This window comes from Escherichia sp. E2562 (assembly GCF_005781075.1).
Lineage (GTDB): Bacteria > Pseudomonadota > Gammaproteobacteria > Enterobacterales > Enterobacteriaceae > Escherichia.
Genome location: NZ_VATM01000022.1, coordinates 69,205 through 95,835, shown reverse-complemented (window position 1 = coordinate 95,835; position 26,631 = coordinate 69,205). Strand labels below are relative to the sequence as shown.

Here is a 26,631-nt window from a genome sequence, read left to right as displayed (position 1 = left end):
TTATCGATCTGGTCGAATGCACGAGCAGCACCGCCGTAGGTTTTAGCCAGTACGGTGGTGATTGCAGCGGTCAGAGTAGTTTTACCGTGGTCAACGTGGCCGATAGTACCAACGTTAACGTGCGGTTTTGTACGTTCAAATTTTTCTTTAGACACGGCTATATTCCTTACTATAGTGCTCTCCCCTTCAGGAGAGAGCACGGGACTTTGGTATTAACCCTTAGGCTTATTTACCACGGGCTTCAATTACGGCCTGAGCAACGTTACTCGGCGCTTCATCATACTTCAGGAATTCCATGGTGTATGATGCACGACCTTTGGTCAGAGAACGCAGCTGAGTTGCGTATCCGAACATTTCAGACAGCGGTACTTCAGCGTGGATCTTAACGCCAGTAACTTCAGATTCCTGACCTTTGAGCATACCACGACGACGGCTCAAGTCACCGATAACGTCACCGGTGTTCTCTTCTGGAGTTTCTACTTCAACCTTCATGATCGGCTCAAGCAGAACTGGTTTCGCTTTCTTAAAGCCTTCTTTAAAGGCGATAGAAGCAGCCAGTTTAAACGCCAGTTCAGAGGAGTCAACGTCATGGTAAGAACCGAAGTGCAGACGAACACCCATGTCTACTACCGGGTAGCCTGCCAGCGGACCTGCTTTCAGCTGTTCCTGGATACCTTTATCAACGGCCGGGATGTATTCGCCAGGGATTACACCACCTTTAATGTCGTTGATGAACTCGTAGCCTTTCGGGTTTGAACCCGGCTCCAGCGGGTACATGTCGATAACAACATGACCATACTGACCACGACCACCAGACTGTTTCGCGTGTTTACCTTCAACATCGGTAACTTTCTGGCGGATAGTTTCACGGTAAGCAACCTGCGGTTTACCTACGTTCGCTTCAACGTTGAATTCACGCTTCATACGGTCAACGATGATGTCGAGGTGCAGTTCGCCCATACCCGCGATGATGGTCTGGTTAGATTCTTCGTCAGTCCATACACGGAAAGACGGGTCTTCTTTAGCCAGACGGCCCAGAGCCAGACCCATTTTTTCCTGGTCAGCTTTGGTTTTCGGTTCAACTGCGATGGAGATTACCGGCTCAGGGAATTCCATACGTTCCAGAATGATCGGCGCATCCGGGTCACACAGGGTGTCACCAGTGGTTACGTCTTTCAGACCGATTGCAGCAGCGATGTCGCCCGCGCGAACTTCTTTGATCTCTTCACGTTTGTTAGCGTGCATCTGAACGATACGACCGAAACGCTCACGTGCAGCTTTCACGGAGTTCAGTACGGTATCACCAGAGTTAACCACACCGGAGTAAACACGGAAGAAGGTCAGGTTACCAACAAACGGGTCGGTAGCGATTTTGAACGCCAGTGCAGAGAACGGCTCGTCATCACTTGCGTGACGTTCAGCCGGAGTGTCTTTACCGTCGTCCAGGATACCGTTGATCGCAGGTACGTCAACCGGGGATGGCAGGTAATCAATTACCGCATCCAGCATCGCCTGAACACCTTTGTTCTTGAACGCAGAACCACAGGTTACCAGGATGATTTCGTTGTTCAGAACGCGCTGACGCAGAGCACCTTTGATTTCTGCTTCAGTCAGTTCTTCACCACCCAAGTATTTTTCCATCAGCTCTTCAGAAGCTTCAGCTGCGGATTCGATCAGGTACTGGTGCCATTCGTTAGCCAGTTCAACCATGTCTGCCGGGATATCTTCGTATTCGAAGGTTACGCCCTGGTCAGCGTCGTTCCAGTTGATAGCTTTCATTTTCACCAGGTCAACAACACCGGTGAAATGTTCTTCAGCACCAATCGCCAGCTGCAGCGGAACCGGGTTCGCGCCCAGACGGGTTTTGATCTGGTTAACAACTTTCAGGAAGTTCGCACCCATGCGGTCCATTTTGTTAACGAACGCAATGCGCGGAACTTTATATTTGTTTGCCTGACGCCATACGGTTTCAGACTGCGGCTGAACACCACCAACTGCGCAGTAAACCATTACCGCACCATCGAGAACACGCATGGAACGTTCTACTTCGATTGTGAAGTCAACGTGCCCCGGGGTGTCGATGATGTTGATGCGATGCGGCTCATACTGCTTAGCCATACCAGACCAGAATGCAGTAGTTGCAGCGGAAGTGATGGTAATACCACGTTCCTGCTCCTGCTCCATCCAGTCCATGGTTGCAGCGCCGTCATGAACTTCACCGATTTTATGGTTTACACCGGTGTAGAACAGAATACGTTCGGTAGTAGTGGTTTTACCGGCGTCGATGTGCGCACTGATACCGATGTTACGGTAGCGTGCGATGGGTGTTGTACGAGCCATTTGTTTCCTCGTTTATCTTTTAGGCGTTCAATTTAAGTAGCCCAAAGCGGGCTGCTTACTGGAAGCGCCCGCCTGGTGACTAAAACTCCGAAGGGATTACCAACGGTAGTGTGCGAACGCCTTGTTGGCTTCGGCCATACGGTGAACGTCTTCACGTTTCTTAACTGCAGTACCTTTGTTTTCTGCAGCATCGGAAAGTTCGTTCGCCAGGCGCAGAGCCATGGATTTATCACCGCGTTTACGAGCAGCTTCAACGATCCAACGCATTGCCAGAGCATTACGACGAACCGGACGGACTTCAACTGGTACCTGATAAGTAGAACCACCAACGCGGCGAGACTTAACTTCTACAGTCGGGCGCACGTTTTCGAGAGCTACTTCGAATGCTTCCAGTTCAGATTTACCAGAGCGCTGAGCCAGGGTCTCCAGCGCGCTGTATACGATAGATTCGGCAGTAGATTTTTTACCATCTACCATCAGGATATTTACAAATTTAGCCAGCAGTTCTGATCCGAACTTCGGATCCGGCAGAATTTTACGCTGACCAATGACGCGACGACGTGGCATGGAAATACTCCGTTGTTAATTCAGGATTGTCCAAAACTCTACGAGTTTAGTTTGACATTTAAGTTAAAACGTTTGGCCTTACTTAACGGAGAACCATTAAGCCTTAGGACGCTTCACGCCATACTTGGAACGAGCCTGCTTACGGTCTTTAACGCCGGAGCAGTCAAGCGCACCACGTACGGTGTGGTAACGAACACCCGGGAGGTCTTTAACACGACCGCCACGGATCAGGATCACGGAGTGCTCCTGCAGGTTGTGACCTTCACCACCGATGTAGGAAGTCACTTCGAAACCGTTAGTCAGACGAACACGGCATACTTTACGCAGTGCGGAGTTCGGTTTTTTAGGGGTGGTAGTATATACACGGGTACATACGCCACGTTTTTGCGGGCATGCTTCCAGCGCAGGCACGTTGCTTTTCGCAACTTTGCGAGCACGTGGTTTGCGTACCAGCTGGTTAACTGTTGCCATTAAATAGCTCCTGGTTTTAGCTTTTGCTTCGTAAACACGTAATAAAACGTCCTCACACAATATGAGGACGCCGAATTTTAGGGCGGTGTCGAAAAGGTGTCAAGAAATATACAACGATCCCGCCGTCACCAGGCCATCTGGCTGGTGTGCTTAACCGTAAGTCTGACGAAATCAGTATAGTCAATTGGGATGATATCGTTCGAAATTTGAGCACTCAAACCGCGGGCAATGAGGTCTTCGTTCAGGGCATAAACCTTAATGGGGGCATTACGCAGACTTTCAAGGTAGCGGTTGCCGTCAACTGCGGCAGTTACGCCATCCTGCAATAACAGCAGTTCGTCGCCCTCACTGAGCAGACGCAGCAGCGCAGGAAAATCTGTCAGCCAGGGTGAGCGATGTAATGTGTGCAGCATGTACGCCTCAAAATCTCAAAATAACATCGTAGTTGCCGAGTTCGCTGCGTAAGGCTTCTGCTTCAAGCGGCGTGGCTTCGACAACAAATGGTGTCTGCGGATCTAACCCGCGCTCGCGCAGAGAAGCCGCACAAACCCAGCACTGTTCAATGTCGTACAGATCCAACAATTTAAAAGTGGCAATGTAATCACGCGCCAGCACCGCATCGGGCTTTTGTCCTGGCAGAAGCTGAAAAACGCCATCGGCGATAAAGAAGACGGCGAGATCGTCAGTTAAAGCGGAAGTTGCCAGTAAAGCATCTAATCCCTCACGACCAGCCGCGGTGCCATGAGGCGCAGTAGAAAAGACAAACGCTATTCGTTTCATCAGAACTGTACCACCCTGTCACAGGTTAGCGAGGCTTCTGCCAGAGCGCCAAGTCCGCTTAAGGTAAATCCCGGCTGAAGGTTTGACGAGGCCAGCCCCAGTCTTCCTGCTTCAGTTTCATCGACGATACCGCGGCGTAACGCTGCCGCTACGCAGATATTCAGTGCCACACCATGTTGCGCATTCAACTGTTGCCAGCCGCGCACAAGGTCAAATTCGTCGCTTGCCGGTGAGGTCAATTGGTTAGCGTTATAGACCCCTTCCCGGTAGAAAAAGACGCTACTCAACTCATGGCCTTCTGCTATCAGCGCCTGTGCAAACTGAAAAGCACTACTCGCCTGTTGCGTTCCGTATGCTGGCCCGGTCACCACGATGGCAAAACGCATTACTTATCTTGCCCCTGGAAATCACCGCTCTTGAACTGACGGATATAGAGATAAACAGTATGTTTGGAGATGTTGAGACGATCAGCAACCTGGTTGATCGCATCTTTGATATCGAAAATGCCTTTCTCGTAAAGATTCAACACGATTTGACGATTTTTGGCGTTATTAGAAACATTACGATCGGCGTTCACTTCTTCAATGGTGAACTCCAGTGTTTGGGTAACCAGATCTTCAACCGAAGACGCAAAGTTGACACTTGAACCGACGTCCGGGGTTTCTGGCGGCACAAAAGTGCTCATAATCTGCGAGAAGGGAACATCAAGATTCATATTGATGCACAGCAGACCAATTACACGCTGTTCGCGGTTACGAATCGCGATGGTCAGGGACTTCATTAATACGCCGCTTTTGGCGCGAGTAAAGTAGCATTTAGAAACGCTGCTATCCGCTCCCGTCATGTCGTGCAGCATACGCAGTGCCAGATCGGTAATTGGCGAGCCAATCTTCCGGCCTGTATGTTCGCCGTTGGCAATACGAATGGCTGAACATTTTAAATCCTGCAAAGAGTGCAAAACGATTTCACAGTGGGAACCAATGAGCATCGCTAACCCGTCCACCACCGCTTCGTAGGATTTCAGAATATCAAAATCGGTCTGGTCGAAAGGACGTTGATCCAGTAAATCCAACTCACTGGTTTCGTTGGTTAAAAGCGACCTGGACATGAAAAAAAACACTCCTTTTCAGGAGCCTGTCGTTAACTTTTCAGGGCAGGCTCATTAATGATGCGGGTAATTAAATTAATACAGCGGAGGTTCCGCTTTCCAGCACTAATTATATCCGGCCTGCAATAAAAAAACCGCCGCCTGGTCAGGCGGCGGTTTTTAATGCTTATTTTTTAGCAGAATCTGCTGCTTTAGCATCTGCTTCTGGCTTCGTATCAGCCTTCGGTGCTGGTTTCACATCCAGCAGTTCTACGTCAAATACCAGAGTAGAGTTCGGTGGGATCCCCGGAACGCCCGCTTTGCCGTAAGCCAGCTCTGGTGGAATAACCAGTTTGATCTTACCGCCTTTCTTGATGTTCTTCAGACCTTCAGTCCAGCCAGGGATCACGCCGTCCAGACGGAACGAGAGCGGTTCACCACGGGTGTATGAGTTATCGAACTCTTTACCGTCGATCAGCGTACCTTTGTAGTTCACCACTACAGTATCGCTGTCTTTCGGTGCTTCGCCTTTACCAGCTTCCACTACCTGATAAACCAGGCCAGTTGAAGAGGTTTTTACACCTTTCTCTTTGGCAAATTTCTCGCGGTACTCTTTACCTTTTGCTTCGTTATCAGCAGCATCTTTTTCCATCTTCGCCTGAGCGGAGGACTTCACGCGTGCTTCAAACGCTTGCAGAGTCTGTTCGATCTCTTGATCGGAGAGTTTGCTTTTATCAGCAAATGCATCCTGAACACCCGCGATTAGCTGATCTTTATCCAGTTTGATGCCCAGCTTTTCTTGTTCTTTCAGAGAATTGTCCATGTAACGACCGAGCGAAGCACCCAGCGCGTAAGCTGATTTCTGATCGTCATTTTTGAACGCTGCTTTGCTGTCAGCAGTTGCAGTTGGTTTCGCCGCTTCGGCAGCAAAAGTGATTGGTGCATGCAGGGCAACGGCCATTGTGGTCGCCAGCAGCGTTACTTTAAACAGTGATTTCATCCATATCTCCAGGATCGGGGCATCTCACCCCTGGGTTAACTATTATCAGAAAGGTACTATAAAACGTTGTCGAACAAATCTACATACAGATACGCCCTATTATCATCTATTTTCAGACTCTTTTTGTTTAAATTAGTTTCGATGACTGCGAAATGAGTGCTGTCTCGGGCAGCAAAGTTAAGTAGAATCCGCGGCGACCATTCGACAAAAGAGGTGAATCATGCAGGATTTAACTTTGGAAGCACGCCTGGCAGAACTGGAGAGCCGGCTGGCTTTTCAGGAAATCACCATTGAAGAACTGAACGTCACGGTGACCGCTCATGAAATGGAGATGGCGAAACTGCGCGATCATCTGCGTCTGCTGACCGAGAAGTTAAAAGCCAGCCAGCCGTCGAACATCGCGTCGCAGGCTGAAGAAACGCCACCGCCGCATTATTGAGGCGTAAAAAAAGCGGGGATTCCCCGCTTTTTTGTCACTTTTTCGGTATTAGTGGCAACCGCAACCGCCGTTACCTTTACCGCCACAGCAGCCTTCGCCACCGTGTTCATGACCGTGATCGTGGCCATGACCGCCGCAGCAACCGTCGTGGTCGTGATCGTGGTGATGATCGTGCGCACCGTGAACGTGACCATGAGCCAGTTCTTCTTCAGTCGCTTCGCGAATCGCCACAACTTCAACGTTGAATTTCAGATTCTGACCAGCCAGCATGTGGTTACCGTCAACCACAACGTGATCGTCTTCAACCGCAGTGATTTCAACCGGTACTGGACCCTGGTCGGTTTCAGCCAGGAAGCGCATACCTACCTGCAGTTCATCAACGCCCATAAATACGTCTTTAGGAACGCGCTGCACCAGGTTTTCGTCGTACTGACCGTAAGCGTCGTTCGCGCCAACAGCGACATCAAATTTGTCGCCAACTTCATGACCTTCCAGCGCTGTTTCCAGGCCAGAGATCAGGGAACCGTGACCATGCAGATAGTCCAGCGGCGCACTCACCGGAGACTCATCAACCAACACACCGTCTTCTGTACGTACCTGATAGGCCAGGCTGACCACCAGGTCTTTTGCTACTTTCATGATATCTCCTGAGCATGGGAAGAATAGTGGCGCAGATTGTAGCGGAATTCTGCAGCCGTGTACTCACTAGCTTAAAAAAACTCGGCGCATATCGCTAGTCCGGATGAAAAATCCCGATCACTTGTTCATCTTTGCGAACGTGATCGCGGGCTTCTTTATCGACTTCACGCATCTGGTGTCCACACTTAACACATTCAACAATATCAATATTATTTTCGCGCCACATCGCCATGGAATCTTGCGCCTGACAGGCCGGGCATTTTGCGCCCGCGATAAAACGTTTTCGGATTGCCATCTTTACCCTCTACTCAAATTCATCCCAGCCGTCCAGCTGGCGTCGTTCTTGTTGCATCTCACGCTGGAAAATCTCTTCCAGTTCGCGTCGGGCTTCCCTGGCGCGAGAAATTTGTACGGTATCGGCATGCATCGGGATAAGCTCCCGCAGCATACGCATATCCAGGCGACGAAAATGCAGCTGCGCCCGCTGTGCCTGATGCGGGTGCATCCCAAGCGTAACCAGCGTTTTGCGCCCCAGCTCTAACGCACTGGAGAATGTCTCACGGGAAAACTGCGTCACCCCTGCCTGTAATAACTCATGCGCTTCCACACGTCCGCGTGCTCGCGCAAGAATATGCAAATGCGGGAAGTGTTGCTGGCAAATCTCCACCAGCTTCATGGTGTCTTCCGGCTCGTTACAGGTAATGACAATAGACTCTGCGGCCTCTGCACCCGCAGAACGTAAAAGATCTACCTGCGTGGCGTCGCCGTAATAAACTTTGTAGCCATATTTACGCATCAGGTTAACAGCGCTGATATCCCGCTCCAGCACAGTAATGCGCATTTTATTTGCCATCAGCAAACGACCAATCACCTGACCAAAACGCCCAAAGCCCACGACAATGACCTGCGGTTTATCATCGTTGACCCACGGTTTTTCGTCTTCTTCTTCCGGTCCGTTAAACTGGCGGGATAGCCATTTATCCACCAGCTTCATCAGCAGCGGCGTGGTCATCATGGAAAGCGTCACCGTCACCAGCAACAGCGCCATCTGGTCGCCCTGGAATAAGCGTTGTGAAGAAGCGGTAGAAAAGAGTACAAAGGCAAACTCACCACCCTGACTCAATACACCAGCAAACTGCATTCGCTCTGAGCTACGCACGCCATACAGTCGCGCCAGTAGATACAGCACGAGAATTTTCACCGCCACCAGCACAACCACGCTTATCACTACCCACAACAGATGGGTATAAAGCACCCCGAGGTTGAGCGACATCCCGACCGAGATAAAAAATAGCCCGAGCAGCAACCCCTTAAACGGATCGATAGCCGTTTCCAGTTCATGGCGATATTCACTTTCCGCCAGCAGCACGCCTGCAATAAACGTACCGAGCGCCATCGACAGTCCCAGCGCATCCATAAACAATGCGGAACCCAACACCAGCAGCAGCGTCGCGGCAGTGAACACTTCCCGCACGCCAGAAGCTGCAATAAAGCGGAATACCGGACGCAGTAAATAGCGCCCGCCAATCAGCATGCCGACAAACGCCAGCACCTTCATGCCGATCTTCATCCAGTCGAAATGTTCATCTGCTGACCCCGCCAACAACGGCACTAACGCCAGTGCCGGGATCACCGCCAGATCCTGAAACAGTAACACCGAGAAACCTAACTGGCCGGATTCGCTGCGATTCATCCCTTTCTCACGCATCAATTGCAACGCCATTGCAGTTGAAGACATCGCAAGGCCAATGCCACCGACCACTGCCGCCTGCCAGGCGAAATCCGTCAGCATCAATAATCCCGCCAGCAACGCCGCGCTTAACAGCACCTGTGCCGCGCCTACGCCAAAAATCGAACGCCGCAGTTGCCAAAGCTTGGAGGGATTCAACTCCAGGCCGATGATAAACATCAGGAATACCACGCCGAGCTCTGAAAAATGGAGGATCTCATCGACGTCGCTAATAAACCCCAGTCCCCACGGGCCAATTGCAATCCCTGCCAGCAAATATCCCAACACAGCGCCAATACCCAGCCGCGATGCCAACGGCACCGCAGCCACCGCCGCGAAGAGAAACAGCACTCCTGCGAGTAAAAAATCGGAACCTTCCATCAGCGGCCTCCTGGAGACAGTGGATTTGCCAGCCAGTCACCGTAGGCTCTGGCGTGGCTCGCCAGCTCCTGTGCGCTTTGCCGTCTCGCCCAGTAAATAATGATGGGGCTTAACCAATGCATCCGGCACATGCCCGCCGCCAGTTCAAAGGGGCGCAGAACATCGCTCATCGGGTAGCGATTCAATGCGTCATAACGGTAAGCACTTTCCGGCTCGCCGGTGGTAATCACGCTACGCCAGTACTTTCCCGCCAGTTGGTTTCCCCCCGGCCCGCTGGCAAAACCACGACTTAATACCCGGTCCAGCCACTCTTTCAGTAGCGCCGGGCAGCTATAGGTATAAAGAGGATGCTGAAAGACAATCACCTCGTGCTCGCGCAGTAATGCCTGCTCACGGGGGATATCAATAAAAAAATCGGGATAGTGCGCGTAAAGGTCGTGCACGGTAACATTGCTGAGCTGCGTGGCCGGTTTAAGCAGTACCCGGTTTGCCACCGAGTCCTGAGATTCCGGATGGGCATACAGCAGCAAAACTTTCGCTGGCTGAGACATCATCCCCCTCCCGGTATGGTTTTTGTGTATAGTCGCTGTTTTGGGCTACCATTGCGCCCGGTGCGGCAGCTCGCCCATACATTACATTATCATAATGATAAGTTAACATAGTCTGAACATACGGCGCCTTATGATTGTTTTCTCCTCGTTACAAATTCGTCGCGGCGTGCGCGTCCTGCTGGATAATGCCACCGCCACCATCAACCCCGGGCAGAAAGTCGGCCTGGTGGGTAAAAACGGCTGTGGTAAATCTACCCTGCTGGCATTGCTGAAAAATGAAATCAGCGCCGACGGCGGCAGCTACACCTTTCCGGGAAGCTGGCAACTGGCGTGGGTGAATCAGGAAACGCCGGCGTTACCGCAAGCGGCGCTGGAATATGTCATTGATGGCGACCGTGAATATCGCCAACTGGAAGCGCAGCTACACGACGCCAACGAACGTAACGACGGGCATGCCATCGCGACCATTCACGGCAAGCTGGACGCTATCGACGCATGGAGTATTCGCTCCCGCGCCGCCAGCCTGCTGCACGGCCTCGGTTTCAGCAATGAACAACTGGAGCGCCCGGTGAGTGATTTCTCCGGTGGCTGGCGTATGCGTCTTAACCTTGCCCAGGCGCTGATTTGCCGTTCAGACTTACTGCTGCTCGACGAACCGACTAACCACCTCGATCTCGATGCCGTTATCTGGCTGGAAAAATGGCTGAAGAGCTATCAGGGCACGCTGATCCTGATCTCTCACGACCGCGACTTCCTCGATCCGATAGTGGATAAAATTATTCATATCGAACAACAAAGCATGTTCGAGTACACCGGCAACTACAGTTCGTTTGAAGTACAGCGCGCCACCCGTCTGGCGCAGCAACAAGCAATGTATGAAAGCCAGCAGGAACGCGTAGCGCATCTGCAAAGTTATATCGACCGTTTCCGTGCCAAAGCCACCAAAGCGAAGCAGGCCCAGAGCCGCATTAAGATGCTCGAGCGTATGGAGCTGATTGCCCCGGCGCACGTCGACAACCCGTTCCGCTTTAGCTTCCGCGCGCCGGAAAGCCTGCCAAATCCGTTACTGAAGATGGAAAAAGTCAGTGCGGGCTATGGCGATCGCATTATTCTCGACTCAATAAAACTGAATCTGGTCCCCGGTTCGCGCATTGGTCTGCTAGGTCGCAATGGCGCGGGTAAATCGACATTAATCAAACTGTTAGCCGGTGAACTTGCGCCTGTCAGCGGTGAAATTGGTCTGGCGAAAGGGATCAAACTCGGCTACTTCGCCCAGCATCAACTGGAATACCTGCGCGCCGACGAATCGCCTATTCAACATCTGGCACGTTTAGCGCCGCAGGAGCTGGAGCAAAAACTGCGTGACTACCTGGGCGGTTTTGGTTTCCAGGGCGATAAAGTGACTGAAGAGACGCGCCGTTTCTCCGGTGGTGAAAAAGCCCGCCTGGTGCTGGCATTAATTGTCTGGCAGCGCCCGAATCTGCTGCTGCTCGACGAACCGACCAACCACCTTGACCTCGACATGCGTCAGGCACTGACTGAAGCGTTGATCGAGTTTGAAGGCGCGCTGGTTGTCGTCTCGCACGACCGTCATTTGCTGCGTTCCACCACTGACGATCTCTATCTGGTTCACGATCGTAAAGTCGAACCGTTCGACGGCGATCTGGAAGATTATCAACAGTGGTTGAGCGACGTACAAAAGCAGGAAAACCAGGCCGACGACGCGCCAAAAGAGAACGCGAACAGCGCCCAGGCACGTAAAGATCAGAAGCGTCGGGAAGCGGAGCTGCGTGCGCAAACCCAGCCACTGCGTAAAGAGATCGCCCGTCTGGAAAAAGAGATGGAGAAGCTGAACGCGCAACTGGCGCAGGCGGAAGAAAAATTGGGCGACAGCGAACTGTACGACCAGAACCGTAAAGCGGAACTGACCGCCTGCCTGCAACAACAAGCGAGCGCTAAATCCGGGCTGGAAGAGTGCGAAATGGCATGGCTGGAGGCCCAGGAGCAGCTTGAGCAGATGCTGCAGGAAGGCCAAAGCAACTGATGGCGCAGATAACGACGACCGATGCCAATGAATTCAGCAGCAGTGCTGAATTCATCCCTATGCGCGGTTTCAGCAATTGCCATCTACAAACCATGCTGCCGCGTCTGTTTCGTCGTCAGGTGAAATTCACTCCGCACTGGCAGCGGCTGGAGTTGCCCGACGGCGATTTTGTTGATCTCGCGTGGAGTGAAGATCCCACACAAGCGCAGCATAAACCGCGTCTGGTGGTGTTTCATGGTCTGGAAGGCAGTCTCAATAGCCCTTACGCCCACGGCTTGGTTGATGCGGCGAAAAAGCGCGGCTGGCTGGGTGTGGTGATGCATTTTCGCGGATGCAGCGGTGAACCTAATCGCATGCACCGCATTTACCATTCGGGCGAAACCGAAGACGCCAGTTGGTTTTTACGCTGGCTGCAACGTGAGTTTGGTCATTCGCCAACGGCTGCCGTCGGCTATTCGCTCGGCGGTAATATGCTGGCCTGTTTGCTGGCAAAAGAAGGCAATGATCTCCCGATTGATGCGGCAGTGATTGTCTCCGCGCCGTTTGTGCTGGAAGCCTGTAGTTACCATATGGAAAAGGGCTTTTCCCGCGTTTATCAACGTTATTTGCTGAACCTGCTAAAAGCCAATGCGGCGCGCAAGCTGGCGGCCTACCCCGGTACGCTACCGATTAATCTCGCGCAGTTAAAATCGGTACGTCGCATCCGTGAATTTGACGATCTGATCACCGCCAGAATTCACGGCTACGCCGACGCTATCGACTATTATCGTCAGTGTAGCGCCATGCCGATGCTGAACCGGATCGCCAAACCGACGCTGATTATTCACGCCAAAGACGATCCGTTTATGGATCACCAGGTGATCCCGAAACCGGAAAATCTTCCTCCGCAAGTAGAGTATCAACTGACCGAACATGGGGGTCATGTTGGTTTTATTGGCGGTACATTACTTCACCCGCAAATGTGGCTGGAGTCACGCATTCCTGACTGGTTAACAACGTATCTGGAGGCGAAATCATGTTGATTCCCTGGCAAGACATCTCCCCTGAAACGCTGGAAAATTTAATTGAAAGCTTTGTGTTACGTGAAGGCACCGATTATGGTGAACAAGAGCGTACGCTTGAACAGAAAGTCGCCGACGTCAAACGCCAGCTACAGTGCGGAGAAGCGGTACTGGTCTGGTCGGAACTGCACGAGACGGTCAATATCATGCCGCGCAGTCAGTTTCGCGAATAACCTGCAACCGTCGGCGGACGAAATAATAATGATAGCCAAGTCATGGAGTTACTATGTCTGCCAAACATCCGGTCATTGCGGTAACAGGATCCAGCGGCGCGGGGACTACCACCACCAGCCTCGCGTTTCGTAAAATATTCGCCCAGTTAAATCTGCAAGCCGCCGAGGTGGAAGGCGACAGTTTTCACCGCTACACCCGCCCGGAAATGGACATGGCGATCCGCAAAGCGCGCGACGCCGGGCGGCATATCAGCTACTTCGGTCCCGAAGCCAACGACTTCGGCCTGCTGGAACAGACCTTTATTGAATACGGCCAGAGCGGCAAAGGGAAATCTCGCAAATATCTACATACCTACGACGAAGCCGTGCCGTGGAATCAGGTGCCAGGCACATTCACCCCGTGGCAGGCGCTACCGGAACCCACCGATGTGCTGTTTTATGAAGGTTTGCACGGCGGCGTGGTCACACCACAGCATAACGTTGCGCAGCATGTGGATTTACTGGTTGGCGTAGTGCCTATCGTTAACCTGGAGTGGATTCAAAAACTCATCCGCGACACCAGCGAGCGCGGGCACTCACGAGAAGCGGTGATGGACTCTGTAGTGCGTTCAATGGAAGACTATATCAACTACATCACGCCGCAGTTTTCCCGCACCCATCTTAACTTCCAGCGCGTTCCCACCGTCGACACTTCAAACCCGTTCGCGGCAAAAGGCATTCCATCGCTGGATGAAAGCTTTGTGGTGATCCATTTTCGTAATCTGGAAGGGATTGATTTCCCCTGGCTACTGGCGATGTTGCAGGGCTCATTCATTTCCCACATCAATACATTAGTGGTGCCGGGCGGCAAAATGGGTCTGGCAATGGAGTTAATTATGCTGCCGCTGGTGCAACGACTGATGGAAGGGAAGAAAATCGAGTAGCGCCGCTAATAGGCCGGATAAAATACTATCCGGCGTCACAACGGGGTAGTTAAATCACGCGGCGACCACTTCATACGAGTGGGTAATATTCACGGCTTTTTCCAGCATCAGCGCCACTGAACAATATTTCTCAGCAGAGAGATCCACCGCACGCGCAACCGCTGCGTCCTTCAGGTCGCGACCGGTGACGATAAAATGCAAATTGATATGGGTAAACAGGCGCGGAGCCTCTTCGCGGCGTTCAGAGGTTAGTTTTACTTCACAATCAACCACATCCTGACGCCCTTTTTGCAGGATAGAAACCACATCAATGGCGCTACAGCCACCCGCCGCCATCAGCACCATTTCCATCGGGCTGGGCGCTTTATCGCCAGAGTTGCCATCCATTAAAATCTGGTGACCAGAGGCGGATTCACCCAAAAAAGTTAACCCTTCAACCCACTTCACACGCGCTTGCATAATCGGAACTCCATTGCGTCAATTTTCCTGACAGAGTACGCGTACTGACCAAATCGCGCAACGGAAGGCGACCTGGGTCATGCTGAAGCGAGACACCAGGAGACACAGAGCGAAAGCTATGCTAAAACAGTCAGGATGCTACAGTAATACATTGATGTACTGCATGTATGTAAAGGACGTCACATTACCGTGCAGTTCAGTTGATAGCCCCTTCCCAGGTAGCGGGAAGCACATTTCGGCAACCCAGAGACAGCGGCGTTTTCTGGCTCTGGAGAAAGCTTATAACAGAGGATAACCGCGCATGGTGCTTGGCAAACCGCAAACAGACCCGACTCTCGAATGGTTCTTGTCTCATTGCCACATTCATAAGTATCCATCCAAGAGCACGCTTATTCACCAGGGTGAAAAAGCGGAAACGCTGTACTACATCGTTAAAGGCTCTGTGGCAGTGCTGATCAAAGACGAGGAGGGTAAAGAAATGATCCTCTCCTATCTGAATCAGGGTGATTTTATTGGCGAATTGGGCCTGTTTGAAGAAGGCCAGGAACGTAGCGCATGGGTACGTGCAAAAACCGCCTGTGAAGTAGCTGAAATTTCCTACAAAAAATTTCGTCAATTAATTCAGGTTAACCCGGATATTCTGATGCGTCTCTCCGCGCAGATGGCGCGTCGTCTGCAAGTCACTTCAGAGAAAGTGGGCAACCTCGCTTTCCTCGACGTTACAGGTCGCATCGCGCAGACGCTGCTGAATCTGGCGAAACAACCGGATGCCATGACTCACCCGGACGGTATGCAAATTAAAATTACCCGTCAGGAAATTGGTCAAATTGTCGGCTGTTCTCGTGAAACCGTGGGGCGCATTCTGAAGATGCTGGAAGATCAGAACCTGATCTCCGCACACGGGAAAACCATCGTCGTTTACGGCACCCGTTAACCCCATCGGAGTGGCGCGTTACCTGGTAGCGCGCCATTTTGTTTAAACCGATGTGGCGCAGACTGATTTATCATCCTGATATCAACTATGCACTACGACAAACACTGGTGCTATGTTTGCCCGTGGCCGTTGGTCTGTTGTTTGGCGAATTAAGACTCGGCCTGCTGTTTTCACTCGTCCCTGCCTGTTGCAACATTGCGGGGCTTGATACCCCCCATAAACGTTTTTTCAAACGCTTGATTATTGGCGCGTCGCTGTTTGCTACCTGTAGCTTACTGACACAGCTGCTGTTGGAAAAAGATATCCCCCTACCCTTTCTGCTGACTGGGTTAACGCTGGTACTTGGCGTCACTGCCGAGCTTGGGCCATTACACGCAAAATTGCTTCCTGCATCGCTGCTGGCTGCCATTTTCACCCTCAGTCTGGCGGGATATATGCCGGTATGGGAGCCATTGCTCATCTATGCGTTGGGCACTCTCTGGTACGGATTGTTTAACTGGTTTTGGTTCTGGATCTGGCGCGAACAGCCGCTGCGCGAGTCACTAAGTCTGCTGTACCGTGAACTTGCAGATTATTGTGAAGCCAAATACAGCCTGCTTACCCAGCACACCGACCCTGAAAAAGCGCTGCCGCCGCTGCTGGTGCGCCAGCAAAAAGCGGTCGATTTAATTACCCAGTGCTATCAGCAAATGCATATGCTTTCCGCGCAAAATAATACTGACTACAAGCGGATGCTGCGTATTTTCCAGGAGGCGCTGGATTTACAGGAACATATTTCGGTCAGTTTGCATCAGCCGGAAGAGGTGCAAAAGCTGGTCGAGCGTAGCCATGCGGAAGAAGTTATCCGCTGGAATGCGCAAACCGTCGCCGCTCGCCTGCGCGTGCTGGCTGATGACATTCTTTACCATCGCCTGCCAACGCGTTTTACGATGGAAAAGCAAATTGGCGCACTGGAAAAAATCGCCCGCCAGCATCCGGATAATCCGGTTGGGCAATTCTGCTACTGGCATTTCAGCCGCATCGCCCGCGTGCTGCGCACCCAAAAACCGCTCTATGCCCGTGACTTACTGGCCGATAAACAGCGGCGAATGCCATTACTTCCGGCGCTGAAAAGTTATCTGTCACTAAAGTCTCCGGCGCTACGCAATGCCGGACGACTCAGTGTGATGTTAAGCGTTGCCAGCCTGATGGGCACCGCGCTACATCTGCCGAAGTCGTACTGGATCCTGATGACAGTATTGCTGGTGACGCAAAATGGCTATGGCGCAACCCGTCTGAGGATTGTGAATCGCTCCGTGGGAACCGTGGTCGGGTTAATCATTGCGGGCGTGGCGCTGCACTTTAAAATTCCCGAAGGTTACACCCTGACGCTGATGCTGTTTACCACCCTCGCCAGCTACCTGATATTGCGCAAAAACTACGGCTGGGCAACGGTCGGCTTTACCATTACTGCGGTGTATACCCTGCAACTGTTGTGGCTGAACGGCGAGCAATACATCATTCCGCGTCTTATCGATACCATTATTGGTTGTTTGATTGCCTTCGGTGGCACGGTATGGCTGTGGCCGCAGTGGCAGAGCGGGTTATTGCGTAAGAACGCCCATGATGCTTTAGAAACCTACCAGGAAGCGATTCGTCTGATCCTGAGTAAAGATCCGCAACCAACACCACTGGCCTGGCAGCGAATGCGGGTTAATCAGGCACATAACACTCTGTATAACTCATTAAATCAGGCGATGCAGGAACCCGCATTTAACAGCCATTATCTGGCTGACATGAAACTGTGGGTAACACATAGTCAGTTTATTGTTGAACATATTAATGCCATGACCACGCTGGCACGAGAACACCGGACATTACCACAGGAGCTGGCGCAAGAGTATTTGCAGTCTTGTGAAATCGCTATTCAACGCTGTCAACAGCGGCTGGAATATGACGAGCCGGGCGGGTCTGGTGACGCCAATATCATAGACGCGCCAGAGATGCTGCCGCACGAAGGCGCGGCTGGTACCCTGGAACAGCATTTACAACGGGTTATTGGCCATCTGAACACCATGCACACCATATCGTCGATGGCATGGCGTCAGCGACCGCATCACGGGATTTGGTTGAGTCGCAAGTTGCGGGATTCGAAGGCGTAATCAATTCATTGCCAGAAGCGACATCTTTTGCCTGATGCGACGATGACGCGTCTTATTTACGCCCCGACCACCTTCGCCACCGCGTGGGCGAAACGTTGCATCCCTTCATCGATATCCGCATCATCCACCACCAGCGATGGCGCAAAACGCATCACATCCGGCCCAGCGTTCAGCACCATTACGCCAGCCTCGGCACCCGCATAAAGAAAATCACGCGCCTGACCTTTGTACTGAGGTTTTAGCTCCGCGCCAATCAACAACCCCATGCCGCGAATATCGCTAAACACATCAAACTGCTGATCGATCTTCTGCAAATGGTCAACAAAACGCTGGCGTTTCGCCTGAATGCCTTCCAGCACTTCAGGGGTATTGATGATATCAAATGCCGCACCCGCGACTGCACAGGCCAGTGGATTACCGCCGTAGGTGGAACCGTGAGAACCAGGATGAAACGCTGAAGCAATCTCCGCCGTGGTCAGCATGGCGCTAATCGGGAAGCCGCCGCCCAGGGCTTTCGCAGAGGTCAAAATATCTGGCGTCACGCCGTAGTGCATATAGGCAAACAAATCGCCAGTCCGCCCCATTCCACACTGCACTTCATCAAACACCAGCAATGCATGATGCTGATCGCACAACTCACGCAAGCCCTGCAAAAACGCTGGCGTCGCCGCCGTCACGCCGCCCTCGCCCTGAATCGGCTCAACCACCACCGCGCAGGTATGGTCATCCATCACCGCTTTCACTGCGTGAAGATCATTAAAAGGCACGTGGATAATATCTGCCGGTTTCGGCCCAAAGCCGTCGGAATATTTTGGCTGCCCGCCCACAGAAACGGTAAACAACGAGCGACCATGAAAGGCGTTATGGAAGGCGATGATTTTGGTTTTGAACGGACTATGACGCACGCAGGCGTAGTGACGCGCCAGTTTAAAAGCGGTTTCGTTGGCTTCCGTACCGGAGTTCATAAACACCACGCGTTCGGCAAACGTCGCCTCAATCAGTTTACGCCCAAGACGCAGCGCCGGTTCATTGGTGAAAACGTTGCTGATATGCCACAGAGTTTCCCCCTGGGTTTTTAACGCTTCCACCAGCGCCGGATGGCAATGGCCTAACGCCGTTACCGCAATCCCGCCCGCGAAATCGACATACTCTTTGCCTTGCTGATCCCAGACTCGGCTGCCCTGACCTTTTACCGGAATAAACTCTGCCGGAGCATAAATCGGCAGAATCACTTCATCGAAAGTCGCGCGTGTAATTGCTATTTGTTCAATTGCCATCTCATGATCACCCTGTTACGCATAAATCAATGTGAAATTATAATCACAAAATATGCATAAAAAATCACTTGATAGCAATCAGAAATCAGCGATGCAGGAAATTAGCCAGCAGTTGATGTCCTTGTTCGCTAAGAATACTTTCTGGATGGAACTGCACACCTTCCAGATCCCACTGGCGATGGCGAATCCCCATAATCTCCCCGGTTTCGCTCCAGGCCGTCACGTCAAAGCACGCTGGTAATGAGTCAGGTTCCACCACCAGCGAATGGTAGCGCGTCACAGTGAGTGGATTCGCTAGCCCCAGGAATACGCCCTCACCGTTATGTGTAATCGGCGAGGTTTTGCCGTGCATGACCTTTGCGGCGCGCACAACTTTGCCACCAAAAGCCTGTGCCATCGCCTGATGACCGAGGCAGACGCCAAGAATCGGCAAGCGCCCGGCATAGTGACGAATAACGTCAAGGGAGATCCCGGCTTCATCTGGCGTACAGGGGCCGGGTGATATGACAATTTTTTGCGGTTTAAGGGCGTCGATATCCGCCAACGTCAACGCATCGTTGCGCTTAACCAGCACATCGGCCCCCAGTTCACAAAAGTACTGGTAGAGGTTCCAGGTAAAAGAATCGTAGTTATCAATAAGCAGGATCATGGCGGCTCCGGTACGAAAGAACCGCGCTATTTTACTCAGATTCCCCGGCTTCGCTTACCACTTTGCTAAATATCATCTGCAGCGCGGTAAGATCACCCATTGCCCCACTCTGATTCGCCTGATTCCAGGCCTCTTCACCAATACCTTGCCAGTTCAGTTGATATCCGGCATGAATCGCCAGTTGTTCGAAGAAGATCCGCTGCGCCAGACCGCTTCCCGCACGGAATGGATGCAGGACGTTGATTTCACAATAGTAGTGCGCCAGCCGCTCGACGAACTTCGCTTTCTCCAGGCCAACCAGATAACCTTCTTCCTCCAGATCCTGCATCAGGGCATTGCCCTCTTTTTCGATATAGGCAAAGTGGCAGAACGGCGTATCGCCCTGATAAATATCGACTTCGCGTAGTTGCCCCGCCCAGTCGAAAATATCCTGATAAAGCTGGCGATGAATAGCGCGCAAATGTGGTAAACCGCGCACCAGCGGACCAAGCTCAATGGCCGCAGCACGCAGCGCCGTCATTTCGTAAGCAGCCTGTTCCAGCCGCTGCTGCTGGCGGATATTCAACCGATTACGCATGATATCAAGGCCAGGATAAAGATACGGATCGCGCCCTTCGCCGAATTTATCGCTCATAGTGCCTCCTCAGCTCTTCAAGGCGTGCTAAAGCCTCTGCGGCAGTAAGAGTGACTAATGGCATCTCGACGCCTTCAAGGCGGCGGCTGGCCTGGAAATTACGATTACGCTGAAGCTCCCAGAGACGGGACTTTTGCTTATCGGTGAGTTTCTTCACTTGATGCCTCCCTGAACGTGTCCGTTTGCCACAAGTATAAGCGGCAAATCCAGGTTACGCCGGGAGAGCAGAGGCGCGGGCAAGATTACCCGCGCGAGAAATCCTTACGGCAGGACTTTAGCGGAAAGGATAACTACCGGTTTTGACGGCACATTCTGGTACGGGCCAACATCATGGGTTGGGACCTGGGAAATCTTGTCAGCAACATCCATGCCTTTCACCACTTTGCCAAATACCGCGTAACCGAAATCACGTTGACCGTGGTCGAGGAAGGCGTTATCGGCAACGTTGATAAAGAACTGGCTGGTGGCGCTGTCTTTGTCGGCGGTACGCGCCATCGCGATGGTGCCACGGGTGTTACGCAGACCGTTATCAGCCTCATTTTTGATCGGCGGATTCGGTTTTTTCTGCTGCATCTGCTCGGTAAATCCACCACCCTGAATCATAAAGCCCGGGATCACACGGTGAAAAGTGGTGTTGTTATAAAAGCCGCTGTTCACATAATCGACGAAATTTTGCACTGATACTGGCGCTTTCTGGCTATCCAGCTCCAGTTCGATATTACCAGCAGAGGTTGTTAACAATACGTGCGGATCCCCTTTCGCTGCCATTGCTTCAGGTGAGAGAGCAGAAAGAGCGAAAACAGCTACAACAGCTGCCAGGGTCGATTTGAACATGAGATTTCCTTAACAGAGCAGAAAAAAAGCAAGTGGAGAGATTCTAAATAGCCTTCAATGACAAGGCCATTCCTTTACCTAATTTTACGCACTTGAAATATATGTAACCTGATGATCACGTATATTTCGTGATGAGAATCACTTTAAATATTGCAAATTAGCAACCGTTTGCAATTAAATATTTAATCAGATCACAAAATCACCTAAAATCGCCCGCTCGCAGCATATCCACTATGCCATTTTATCTTTTAACGCAGGCCAATCATGACTAACAGCAATCGCATCAAGCTCACATGGATTAGCTTTCTCTCCTACGCACTGACCGGTGCGTTGGTTATTGTCACCGGGATGGTGATGGGAAACATCGCCGATTATTTCAATCTGCCTGTTTCCAGTATGAGTAATACCTTCACCTTCCTCAATGCCGGCATTTTAATCTCTATCTTCCTCAACGCCTGGCTGATGGAAATCGTCCCGTTGAAAACGCAGTTACGTTTTGGCTTTCTCCTGATGGTGCTGGCGGTTGCCGGTTTGATGTTCAGCCACAGCCTGGCGCTGTTCTCGGCGGCGATGTTCATTCTCGGGGTGGTTAGCGGCATCACCATGTCGATTGGTACGTTCCTGATAACGCAAATGTATGAAGGGCGTCAGCGCGGTTCCCGCCTGTTATTTACCGACTCCTTCTTCAGCATGGCCGGGATGATTTTCCCGATGATTGCCGCGTATCTGCTGGCACGCAGCATTGAGTGGTACTGGGTTTATGCCTGCATCGGGCTGGTGTACGTCGCTATCTTTATTCTGACCTTCGGCTGTGAGTTCCCGGCACTGGGTAAACATGCGCCAAAAACTGACGCTCCGGTAGCGAAAGAAAAATGGGGGATCGGCGTGCTGTTTCTCTCCATTGCGGCACTGTGCTACATCCTCGGCCAGTTAGGTTTTATCTCCTGGGTGCCGGAGTATGCCAAAGGTCTGGGCATGAGCCTGAACGATGCAGGTACGCTGGTAAGCAACTTCTGGATGTCGTACATGGTTGGCATGTGGGCATTCAGCTTTATTCTTCGCTTCTTTGATCTGCAACGCATTCTGACCGTACTGGCTGGTCTGGCTGCGATTCTGATGTATGTCTTTAACACCGGAACACCGGCACACATGGCGTGGTCAATTCTCGCCCTGGGCTTCTTCTCTAGCGCGATCTATACCACCATCATCACCTTGGGTTCACAGCAGACCAAAGTACCATCGCCAAAACTGGTTAACTTTGTCCTGACCTGCGGGACCATCGGCACCATGTTGACCTTTGTGGTTACCGGACCGATTGTTGAACATAGCGGTCCACAGGCAGCACTGCTCACTGCAAACGGTCTGTACGCTGTGGTATTCGTGATGTGCTTCCTGTTAGGTTTTGTCAGCCGTCACCGTCAGCACAACACCCTGACCTCTCATTAATTGCTCATGCCGGGCGGCGCTATCGTCGTCCGGCCTTTTCTTCTCTTCCCCCGCAACGTGCCTTCATCTCTATAAAACCTTTCATTTTGTGTATTTTTTACACAAACATGAAATATCAGACAATTCCGTGACTTAAGAAAATTTATACAAATCAGCAATATACCACTTAAGGAGTATATAAAGGTGAATTTGATTTACATCAATAAGCGGGGTTGCTGAATCGTTAAGGTAGGCGGTAATAAAAAAGAAATCGAGGCAAAAATGAGCAAAGTCAGACTCGCAATTATCGGTAACGGTATGGTCGGCCATCGCTTTATCGAAGATCTTCTTGATAAATCTGATGCGGCCAACTTTGATATTACCGTTTTCTGTGAAGAACCGCGCATCGCTTATGACCGCGTACACCTCTCGTCTTACTTCTCTCACCACACCGCCGAAGAGCTGTCGCTGGTGCGCGAAGGCTTCTACGAGAAACACGGCATCAAAGTTCTGGTCGGCGAACGCGCTATCACCATTAACCGTCAGGAGAAGGTGATCCACTCCAGCGCCGGGCGTACCGTTTTTTATGACAAGCTGATCATGGCGACCGGTTCCTATCCGTGGATCCCGCCAATCAAAGGTTCTGATACTCAGGACTGCTTTGTCTATCGCACCATTGAAGACCTCAACGCCATTGAATCCTGCGCCCGTCGCAGCAAGCGCGGTGCCGTTGTTGGTGGCGGCCTGTTAGGTCTGGAAGCCGCTGGCGCGCTGAAAAACTTAGGCATTGAAACCCACGTTATCGAATTTGCCCCTATGCTGATGGCAGAACAGCTTGATCAGATGGGCGGCGAGCAGCTGCGTCGCAAAATCGAGAGCATGGGTGTACGCGTTCACACCAGCAAAAACACCCTTGAGATTGTGCAGGAAGGTGTTGAAGCGCGTAAAACCATGCGTTTTGCCGACGGCAGTGAGCTGGAAGTTGACTTTATCGTCTTCTCTACCGGTATCCGTCCGCGCGATAAGCTGGCAACCCAGTGTGGTCTGGACGTAGCTCCGCGTGGGGGTATCGTCATTAATGATTCCTGCCAGACTTCCGATCCGGATATCTACGCCATCGGTGAATGCGCAAGCTGGAACAACCGTGTATTTGGTCTGGTAGCACCTGGCTACAAAATGGCGCAGGTCGCCGTTGACCACATTCTTGGCAGCGAAAACGCCTTTGAAGGTGCTGACCTTAGCGCCAAGCTGAAACTGCTGGGCGTAGACGTAGGCGGTATTGGTGATGCACACGGTCGCACGCCTGGCGCACGTAGCTACGTTTACCTCGACGAAAGCAAAGAGATCTACAAACGCCTGATTGTCAGCGAAGACAACAAAACCCTGCTCGGCGCGGTACTGGTGGGCGATACCAGCGACTACGGTAACCTGCTGCAACTGGTGCTGAACGCTATCGAGCTGCCGGAAAACCCAGATTCCCTGATCCTGCCAGCGCACTCTGGTAGCGGTAAGCCGTCTATCGGTGTTGATAAACTGCCGGACAGCGCGCAAATCTGCTCCTGCTTCGACGTCACCAAAGGCGATCTGATTGCTGCCATCAACAAAGGCTGCCACACCGTTGCGGCGCTGAAAGCCGAAACCAAAGCGGGTACTGGCTGCGGTGGCTGTATCCCGCTGGTCACTCAGGTACTGAACGCGGAACTGGCGAAACAGGGCATCGAAGTTAACAACAACCTGTGCGAACACTTTGCTTATTCGCGTCAGGAACTGTTCCATTTGATCCGCGTTGAAGGCATTAAAACCTTCGAAGAACTGCTGGCGAAACACGGCAAAGGCTACGGTTGTGAAGTTTGTAAACCGACCGTCGGTTCGCTGCTGGCCTCCTGCTGGAACGAATACATTCTGAAGCCGGAACATACTCCGCTGCAGGATTCTAACGACAACTTCCTCGCTAACATCCAGAAAGACGGCACCTACTCGGTGATCCCGCGTTCTCCGGGCGGTGAAATCACCCCGGAAGGGCTGATGGCAGTGGGTCGTATCGCGCGTGAATTTAATCTCTACACCAAAATCACCGGCTCCCAGCGCCTGGCGATGTTTGGCGCACAAAAAGACGATCTGCCGGAGATCTGGCGTCAGCTGATTGAAGCAGGCTTCGAAACCGGCCATGCCTATGCGAAAGCACTGCGTATGGCGAAAACCTGCGTGGGTAGCACCTGGTGCCGCTACGGCGTTGGCGACAGCGTCGGCCTCGGCGTGGAACTGGAAAACCGCTACAAAGGCATCCGTACTCCGCACAAAATGAAGTTCGGTGTCTCCGGTTGTACCCGTGAATGTTCAGAAGCTCAGGGTAAAGACGTGGGTATTATCGCCACTGAAAAAGGCTGGAACCTATACGTTTGCGGTAACGGCGGCATGAAACCGCGTCATGCGGATCTGCTGGCGGCGGATATCGATCGCGAAACGCTGATCAAATACCTCGACCGCTTCATGATGTTCTACATCCGTACCGCCGACAAACTGACGCGTACCGCACCGTGGTTAGAAAACCTCGAAGGCGGCATCGATTACCTGAAAGCGGTGATCATTGACGACAAACTGGGCCTGAACGCACATCTGGAAGAAGAGATGGCGCGCCTGCGTGAAGCGGTAGTGTGTGAGTGGACTGAAACGGTCAATACGCCGTCTGCGCAGACTCGCTTCAAACACTTCATCAACAGCGACAAGCGTGACCCGAACGTGCAGATGGTGCCAGAGCGCGAACAGCACCGTCCGGCAACGCCGTATGAACGTATCCCGGTAACTCTGGTGGAGGACAACGCATGAGCCAGTGGAAAGACATCTGCAAAATCGATGACATCCTGCCTGAAACCGGCGTCTGCGCGCTGTTAGGTGACGAGCAGGTCGCGATTTTCCGCCCGTATCACAGCGATCAGGTGTTTGCGATCAGCAACATCGATCCGTTCTTCGAGTCCAGCGTGCTGTCACGCGGGCTAATTGCGGAGCATCAGGGCGAGCTGTGGGTCGCCAGTCCGCTGAAAAAACAGCATTTTCGCTTAAGCGACGGCTTGTGCATGGAAGACGAGCAGTTTTCCGTCAAGCATTACGAAGCACGAGTGAAAGACGGCGTGGTACAGCTACGCGGTTAATGTTTTAACGGGAGGCGCAATGCCTCCCCTTTTTGCATTGTCCTGTAATGACCTTCGGTATATTGCAGGACATTTTTTAAACTTTTTGTTTTACTTTTTGTTTTTATTTTTTTAAAGGATAATCAAATGTTTACAGACACTATTAATAAGTGTGCGGCTAATGCTGCGCGCATTGCTCGCCTGTCGGCAAATAACCCGCTCGGCTTTTGGGTCAGCTCCGCCATGGCGGGCGCGTATGTGGGTCTTGGGATCATCCTGATTTTCACGCTCGGTAATTTGCTCGATCCGTCCATACGTCCTCTGGTGATGGGCGCGACTTTTGGTATCGCCTTAACGCTGGTGATTATCGCCGGTTCTGAACTGTTCACCGGACACACCATGTTCCTCACCTTTGGGGTGAAAGCGGGCACCATCAGCCACGGGCAAATGTGGGCAATCCTGCCGCAAACCTGGCTGGGTAATCTGGTCGGTTCCGTCTTTGTTGCCATGCTCTATAGCTGGGGCGGTGGTAGCCTGCTGCCGGTAGATACCAGCATCGTTCACTCCGTCGCGCTGGCTAAAACCACCGCACCGGCAATGGTACTGTTCTTCAAAGGTGCATTGTGTAACTGGCTGGTTTGCCTGGCAATCTGGATGGCGTTGCGCACTGAAGGGGCGGCGAAATTTATCGCTATCTGGTGGTGTCTGCTGGCATTTATCGCGTCCGGCTATGAGCACTCCATCGCTAACATGACGCTGTTCGCGCTCTCCTGGTTCGGTAACCACAGCGAAGCCTACACGCTGGCGGGTATTGGTCATAACCTGCTGTGGGTGACGCTGGGTAATACTTTATCGGGCGCCGTATTCATGGGATTGGGTTATTGGTATGCTACGCCGAAAGCGAATCGTCCGATTGCGGACAAATTTAATCAAACTGAAACGGCTGCTGGTTAATTACTAAGGGG

Annotated in this window: 30 protein-coding genes; 11 read left to right on the top strand and 19 right to left on the bottom strand. The window is 52.0% G+C overall.

All coding sequences use genetic code 11. The features are described from left to right. The 9 genes from FEK43_RS21205 to fkpA all read right to left on the bottom strand — a co-directional run. On the bottom strand, window positions 1-155 hold a 155-nt coding region (locus FEK43_RS21205; protein WP_001690099.1), incomplete at its 3' end, for a GTP-binding protein. A 70-nt stretch (window positions 156-225) separates the two neighbouring features. Continuing rightward, window positions 226-2,340, bottom strand: coding sequence for an elongation factor G (gene fusA / locus FEK43_RS21200; RefSeq protein WP_130208915.1), 2,115 nt, complete (start codon window positions 2,338-2,340; stop codon window positions 226-228). Window positions 2,341-2,436: 96 nt separating this feature from the next. Further along, complete coding sequence (rpsG, locus tag FEK43_RS21195; protein ID WP_001138043.1) at window positions 2,437-2,907, bottom strand: 30S ribosomal protein S7; 471 nt, start codon at window positions 2,905-2,907, stop codon at window positions 2,437-2,439. A 96-nt stretch (window positions 2,908-3,003) separates the two neighbouring features. Continuing rightward, a complete protein-coding gene (gene rpsL, locus FEK43_RS21190) occupies window positions 3,004-3,378 on the bottom strand; it encodes a 30S ribosomal protein S12 (RefSeq protein WP_000246815.1) in 375 nt (124 codons plus the stop codon). A 125-nt stretch (window positions 3,379-3,503) separates the two neighbouring features. Next, on the bottom strand, window positions 3,504-3,791 hold the full coding sequence (gene tusB, locus FEK43_RS21185; protein WP_130261004.1) for a sulfurtransferase complex subunit TusB: 288 nt from the start codon (window positions 3,789-3,791) through the stop codon (window positions 3,504-3,506). A 7-nt stretch (window positions 3,792-3,798) separates the two neighbouring features. After that, on the bottom strand, window positions 3,799-4,158 hold the full coding sequence (tusC, locus tag FEK43_RS21180; RefSeq protein ID WP_130261005.1) for a sulfurtransferase complex subunit TusC: 360 nt from the start codon (window positions 4,156-4,158) through the stop codon (window positions 3,799-3,801). After that, window positions 4,158-4,544, bottom strand: coding sequence for a sulfurtransferase complex subunit TusD (gene tusD, locus FEK43_RS21175; protein WP_001209689.1), 387 nt, complete (start codon window positions 4,542-4,544; stop codon window positions 4,158-4,160). The genes tusC and tusD overlap by 1 nt, the downstream gene beginning before the upstream one ends. Beyond that, window positions 4,544-5,266, bottom strand: a complete 723-nt coding sequence (locus tag FEK43_RS21170) for a transcriptional regulator (RefSeq protein ID WP_000091466.1) — start codon at window positions 5,264-5,266, stop codon at window positions 4,544-4,546. Before FEK43_RS21170 ends, tusD begins: the two co-directional genes overlap by 1 nt. A gap of 166 nt (window positions 5,267-5,432) precedes the next feature. After that, complete coding sequence (gene fkpA / locus FEK43_RS21165; protein ID WP_130208921.1) at window positions 5,433-6,245, bottom strand: FKBP-type peptidyl-prolyl cis-trans isomerase; 813 nt, start codon at window positions 6,243-6,245, stop codon at window positions 5,433-5,435. Window positions 6,246-6,465: 220 nt separating this feature from the next. Here fkpA and FEK43_RS21160 point away from each other — a divergent pair, with 220 nt between their 5' ends. After that, window positions 6,466-6,684, top strand: coding sequence for a protein SlyX (locus FEK43_RS21160; protein WP_064527535.1), 219 nt, complete (start codon window positions 6,466-6,468; stop codon window positions 6,682-6,684). Between the two features lie 48 nt (window positions 6,685-6,732). Here FEK43_RS21160 and slyD read toward each other — a convergent pair whose 3' ends face one another. The 4 genes from slyD to kefG all read right to left on the bottom strand — a co-directional run bounded on the left by slyD (window position 6,733) and on the right by kefG (window position 9,984). Further along, window positions 6,733-7,323 carry a peptidylprolyl isomerase gene (gene slyD / locus FEK43_RS21155; protein WP_000861334.1) on the bottom strand — a complete coding sequence of 197 codons (591 nt, stop codon included), beginning with the start codon at window positions 7,321-7,323 and terminating at the stop codon, window positions 6,733-6,735. A 94-nt stretch (window positions 7,324-7,417) separates the two neighbouring features. Beyond that, a complete protein-coding gene (locus tag FEK43_RS21150; protein WP_001007734.1) occupies window positions 7,418-7,618 on the bottom strand; it encodes a YheV family putative zinc ribbon protein in 201 nt (66 codons plus the stop codon). A 9-nt stretch (window positions 7,619-7,627) separates the two neighbouring features. Then, window positions 7,628-9,433 (bottom strand): glutathione-regulated potassium-efflux system protein KefB, encoded by a 1,806-nt coding sequence (gene kefB, locus FEK43_RS21145; RefSeq protein WP_000399122.1) that lies wholly within the window; start codon window positions 9,431-9,433, stop codon window positions 7,628-7,630. After that, a complete protein-coding gene (gene kefG, locus FEK43_RS21140) occupies window positions 9,433-9,984 on the bottom strand; it encodes a glutathione-regulated potassium-efflux system ancillary protein KefG (RefSeq protein ID WP_001297514.1) in 552 nt (183 codons plus the stop codon). The genes kefB and kefG overlap by 1 nt, the downstream gene beginning before the upstream one ends. Before the next feature lie 130 nt (window positions 9,985-10,114). On the opposite strand from kefG, the gene FEK43_RS21135 reads away from it, so the two are divergent. Genes FEK43_RS21135 through FEK43_RS21120 form a run of 4 tightly spaced genes read left to right on the top strand, consistent with a single transcriptional unit; the run spans window position 10,115 to window position 14,185 of the window. After that, a complete protein-coding gene (locus FEK43_RS21135; protein ID WP_135408021.1) occupies window positions 10,115-12,028 on the top strand; it encodes an ABC transporter ATP-binding protein in 1,914 nt (637 codons plus the stop codon). Further along, the gene (locus FEK43_RS21130) at window positions 12,028-13,050 is read left to right on the top strand and encodes a hydrolase (RefSeq protein WP_135408024.1); all 1,023 of its coding nucleotides are present in this window, start codon (window positions 12,028-12,030) and stop codon (window positions 13,048-13,050) included. The genes FEK43_RS21135 and FEK43_RS21130 overlap by 1 nt, the downstream gene beginning before the upstream one ends. Further along, window positions 13,044-13,262, top strand: coding sequence for a YheU family protein (locus FEK43_RS21125; protein ID WP_064527543.1), 219 nt, complete (start codon window positions 13,044-13,046; stop codon window positions 13,260-13,262). The genes FEK43_RS21130 and FEK43_RS21125 overlap by 7 nt, the downstream gene beginning before the upstream one ends. A gap of 53 nt (window positions 13,263-13,315) precedes the next feature. Next, on the top strand, window positions 13,316-14,185 hold the full coding sequence (locus tag FEK43_RS21120) for a phosphoribulokinase (protein WP_130261007.1): 870 nt from the start codon (window positions 13,316-13,318) through the stop codon (window positions 14,183-14,185). Window positions 14,186-14,239: 54 nt separating this feature from the next. Here FEK43_RS21120 and FEK43_RS21115 read toward each other — a convergent pair whose 3' ends face one another. Next, window positions 14,240-14,644 (bottom strand): OsmC family protein, encoded by a 405-nt coding sequence (locus tag FEK43_RS21115; protein ID WP_001148908.1) that lies wholly within the window; start codon window positions 14,642-14,644, stop codon window positions 14,240-14,242. A 301-nt stretch (window positions 14,645-14,945) separates the two neighbouring features. On the opposite strand from FEK43_RS21115, the gene crp reads away from it, so the two are divergent. Continuing rightward, the gene (gene crp / locus FEK43_RS21110) at window positions 14,946-15,578 is read left to right on the top strand and encodes a cAMP-activated global transcriptional regulator CRP (RefSeq protein WP_000242755.1); all 633 of its coding nucleotides are present in this window, start codon (window positions 14,946-14,948) and stop codon (window positions 15,576-15,578) included. A 50-nt stretch (window positions 15,579-15,628) separates the two neighbouring features. Next, window positions 15,629-17,719 carry a YccS/YhfK family putative transporter gene (locus FEK43_RS21105; RefSeq protein ID WP_135408085.1) on the top strand — a complete coding sequence of 697 codons (2,091 nt, stop codon included), beginning with the start codon at window positions 15,629-15,631 and terminating at the stop codon, window positions 17,717-17,719. 56 nt (window positions 17,720-17,775) lie between these two features. Here the strand turns inward: FEK43_RS21105 and argD are convergent, their stop codons facing one another. The 5 genes from argD to ppiA all read right to left on the bottom strand — a co-directional run bounded on the left by argD (window position 17,776) and on the right by ppiA (window position 21,113). Beyond that, window positions 17,776-18,996 (bottom strand): bifunctional acetylornithine/succinyldiaminopimelate transaminase, encoded by a 1,221-nt coding sequence (gene argD, locus FEK43_RS21100; RefSeq protein ID WP_131161825.1) that lies wholly within the window; start codon window positions 18,994-18,996, stop codon window positions 17,776-17,778. An 85-nt stretch (window positions 18,997-19,081) separates the two neighbouring features. Next, window positions 19,082-19,645: an aminodeoxychorismate synthase component 2 gene (gene pabA, locus FEK43_RS21095; protein WP_135408026.1), complete on the bottom strand. Its 564-nt coding sequence runs from the start codon at window positions 19,643-19,645 to the stop codon at window positions 19,082-19,084. A 31-nt stretch (window positions 19,646-19,676) separates the two neighbouring features. After that, window positions 19,677-20,279, bottom strand: a complete 603-nt coding sequence (locus FEK43_RS21090) for a putative adenosine monophosphate-protein transferase Fic (protein ID WP_131161827.1) — start codon at window positions 20,277-20,279, stop codon at window positions 19,677-19,679. Beyond that, the gene (locus FEK43_RS21085) at window positions 20,269-20,436 is read right to left on the bottom strand and encodes a YhfG family protein (protein WP_000736860.1); all 168 of its coding nucleotides are present in this window, start codon (window positions 20,434-20,436) and stop codon (window positions 20,269-20,271) included. The genes FEK43_RS21090 and FEK43_RS21085 overlap by 11 nt, the downstream gene beginning before the upstream one ends. Before the next feature lie 104 nt (window positions 20,437-20,540). Beyond that, window positions 20,541-21,113, bottom strand: coding sequence for a peptidylprolyl isomerase A (gene ppiA, locus FEK43_RS21080; protein ID WP_064527557.1), 573 nt, complete (start codon window positions 21,111-21,113; stop codon window positions 20,541-20,543). Between the two features lie 264 nt (window positions 21,114-21,377). Here ppiA and tsgA point away from each other — a divergent pair, with 264 nt between their 5' ends. The 4 genes from tsgA to nirC all read left to right on the top strand — a co-directional run bounded on the left by tsgA (window position 21,378) and on the right by nirC (window position 26,620). Further along, window positions 21,378-22,559, top strand: coding sequence for an MFS transporter TsgA (gene tsgA, locus FEK43_RS21075; protein WP_130208935.1), 1,182 nt, complete (start codon window positions 21,378-21,380; stop codon window positions 22,557-22,559). Between the two features lie 261 nt (window positions 22,560-22,820). Next, complete coding sequence (nirB, locus tag FEK43_RS21070; protein ID WP_000049213.1) at window positions 22,821-25,364, top strand: NADPH-nitrite reductase large subunit; 2,544 nt, start codon at window positions 22,821-22,823, stop codon at window positions 25,362-25,364. Beyond that, window positions 25,361-25,687 (top strand): nitrite reductase small subunit NirD, encoded by a 327-nt coding sequence (gene nirD, locus FEK43_RS21065; RefSeq protein WP_000084761.1) that lies wholly within the window; start codon window positions 25,361-25,363, stop codon window positions 25,685-25,687. The genes nirB and nirD overlap by 4 nt, the downstream gene beginning before the upstream one ends. A gap of 126 nt (window positions 25,688-25,813) precedes the next feature. Next, the gene (nirC, locus tag FEK43_RS21060; protein ID WP_130208937.1) at window positions 25,814-26,620 is read left to right on the top strand and encodes a nitrite transporter NirC; all 807 of its coding nucleotides are present in this window, start codon (window positions 25,814-25,816) and stop codon (window positions 26,618-26,620) included. The last annotated feature ends 11 nt before the right edge of the window (window positions 26,621-26,631 follow it).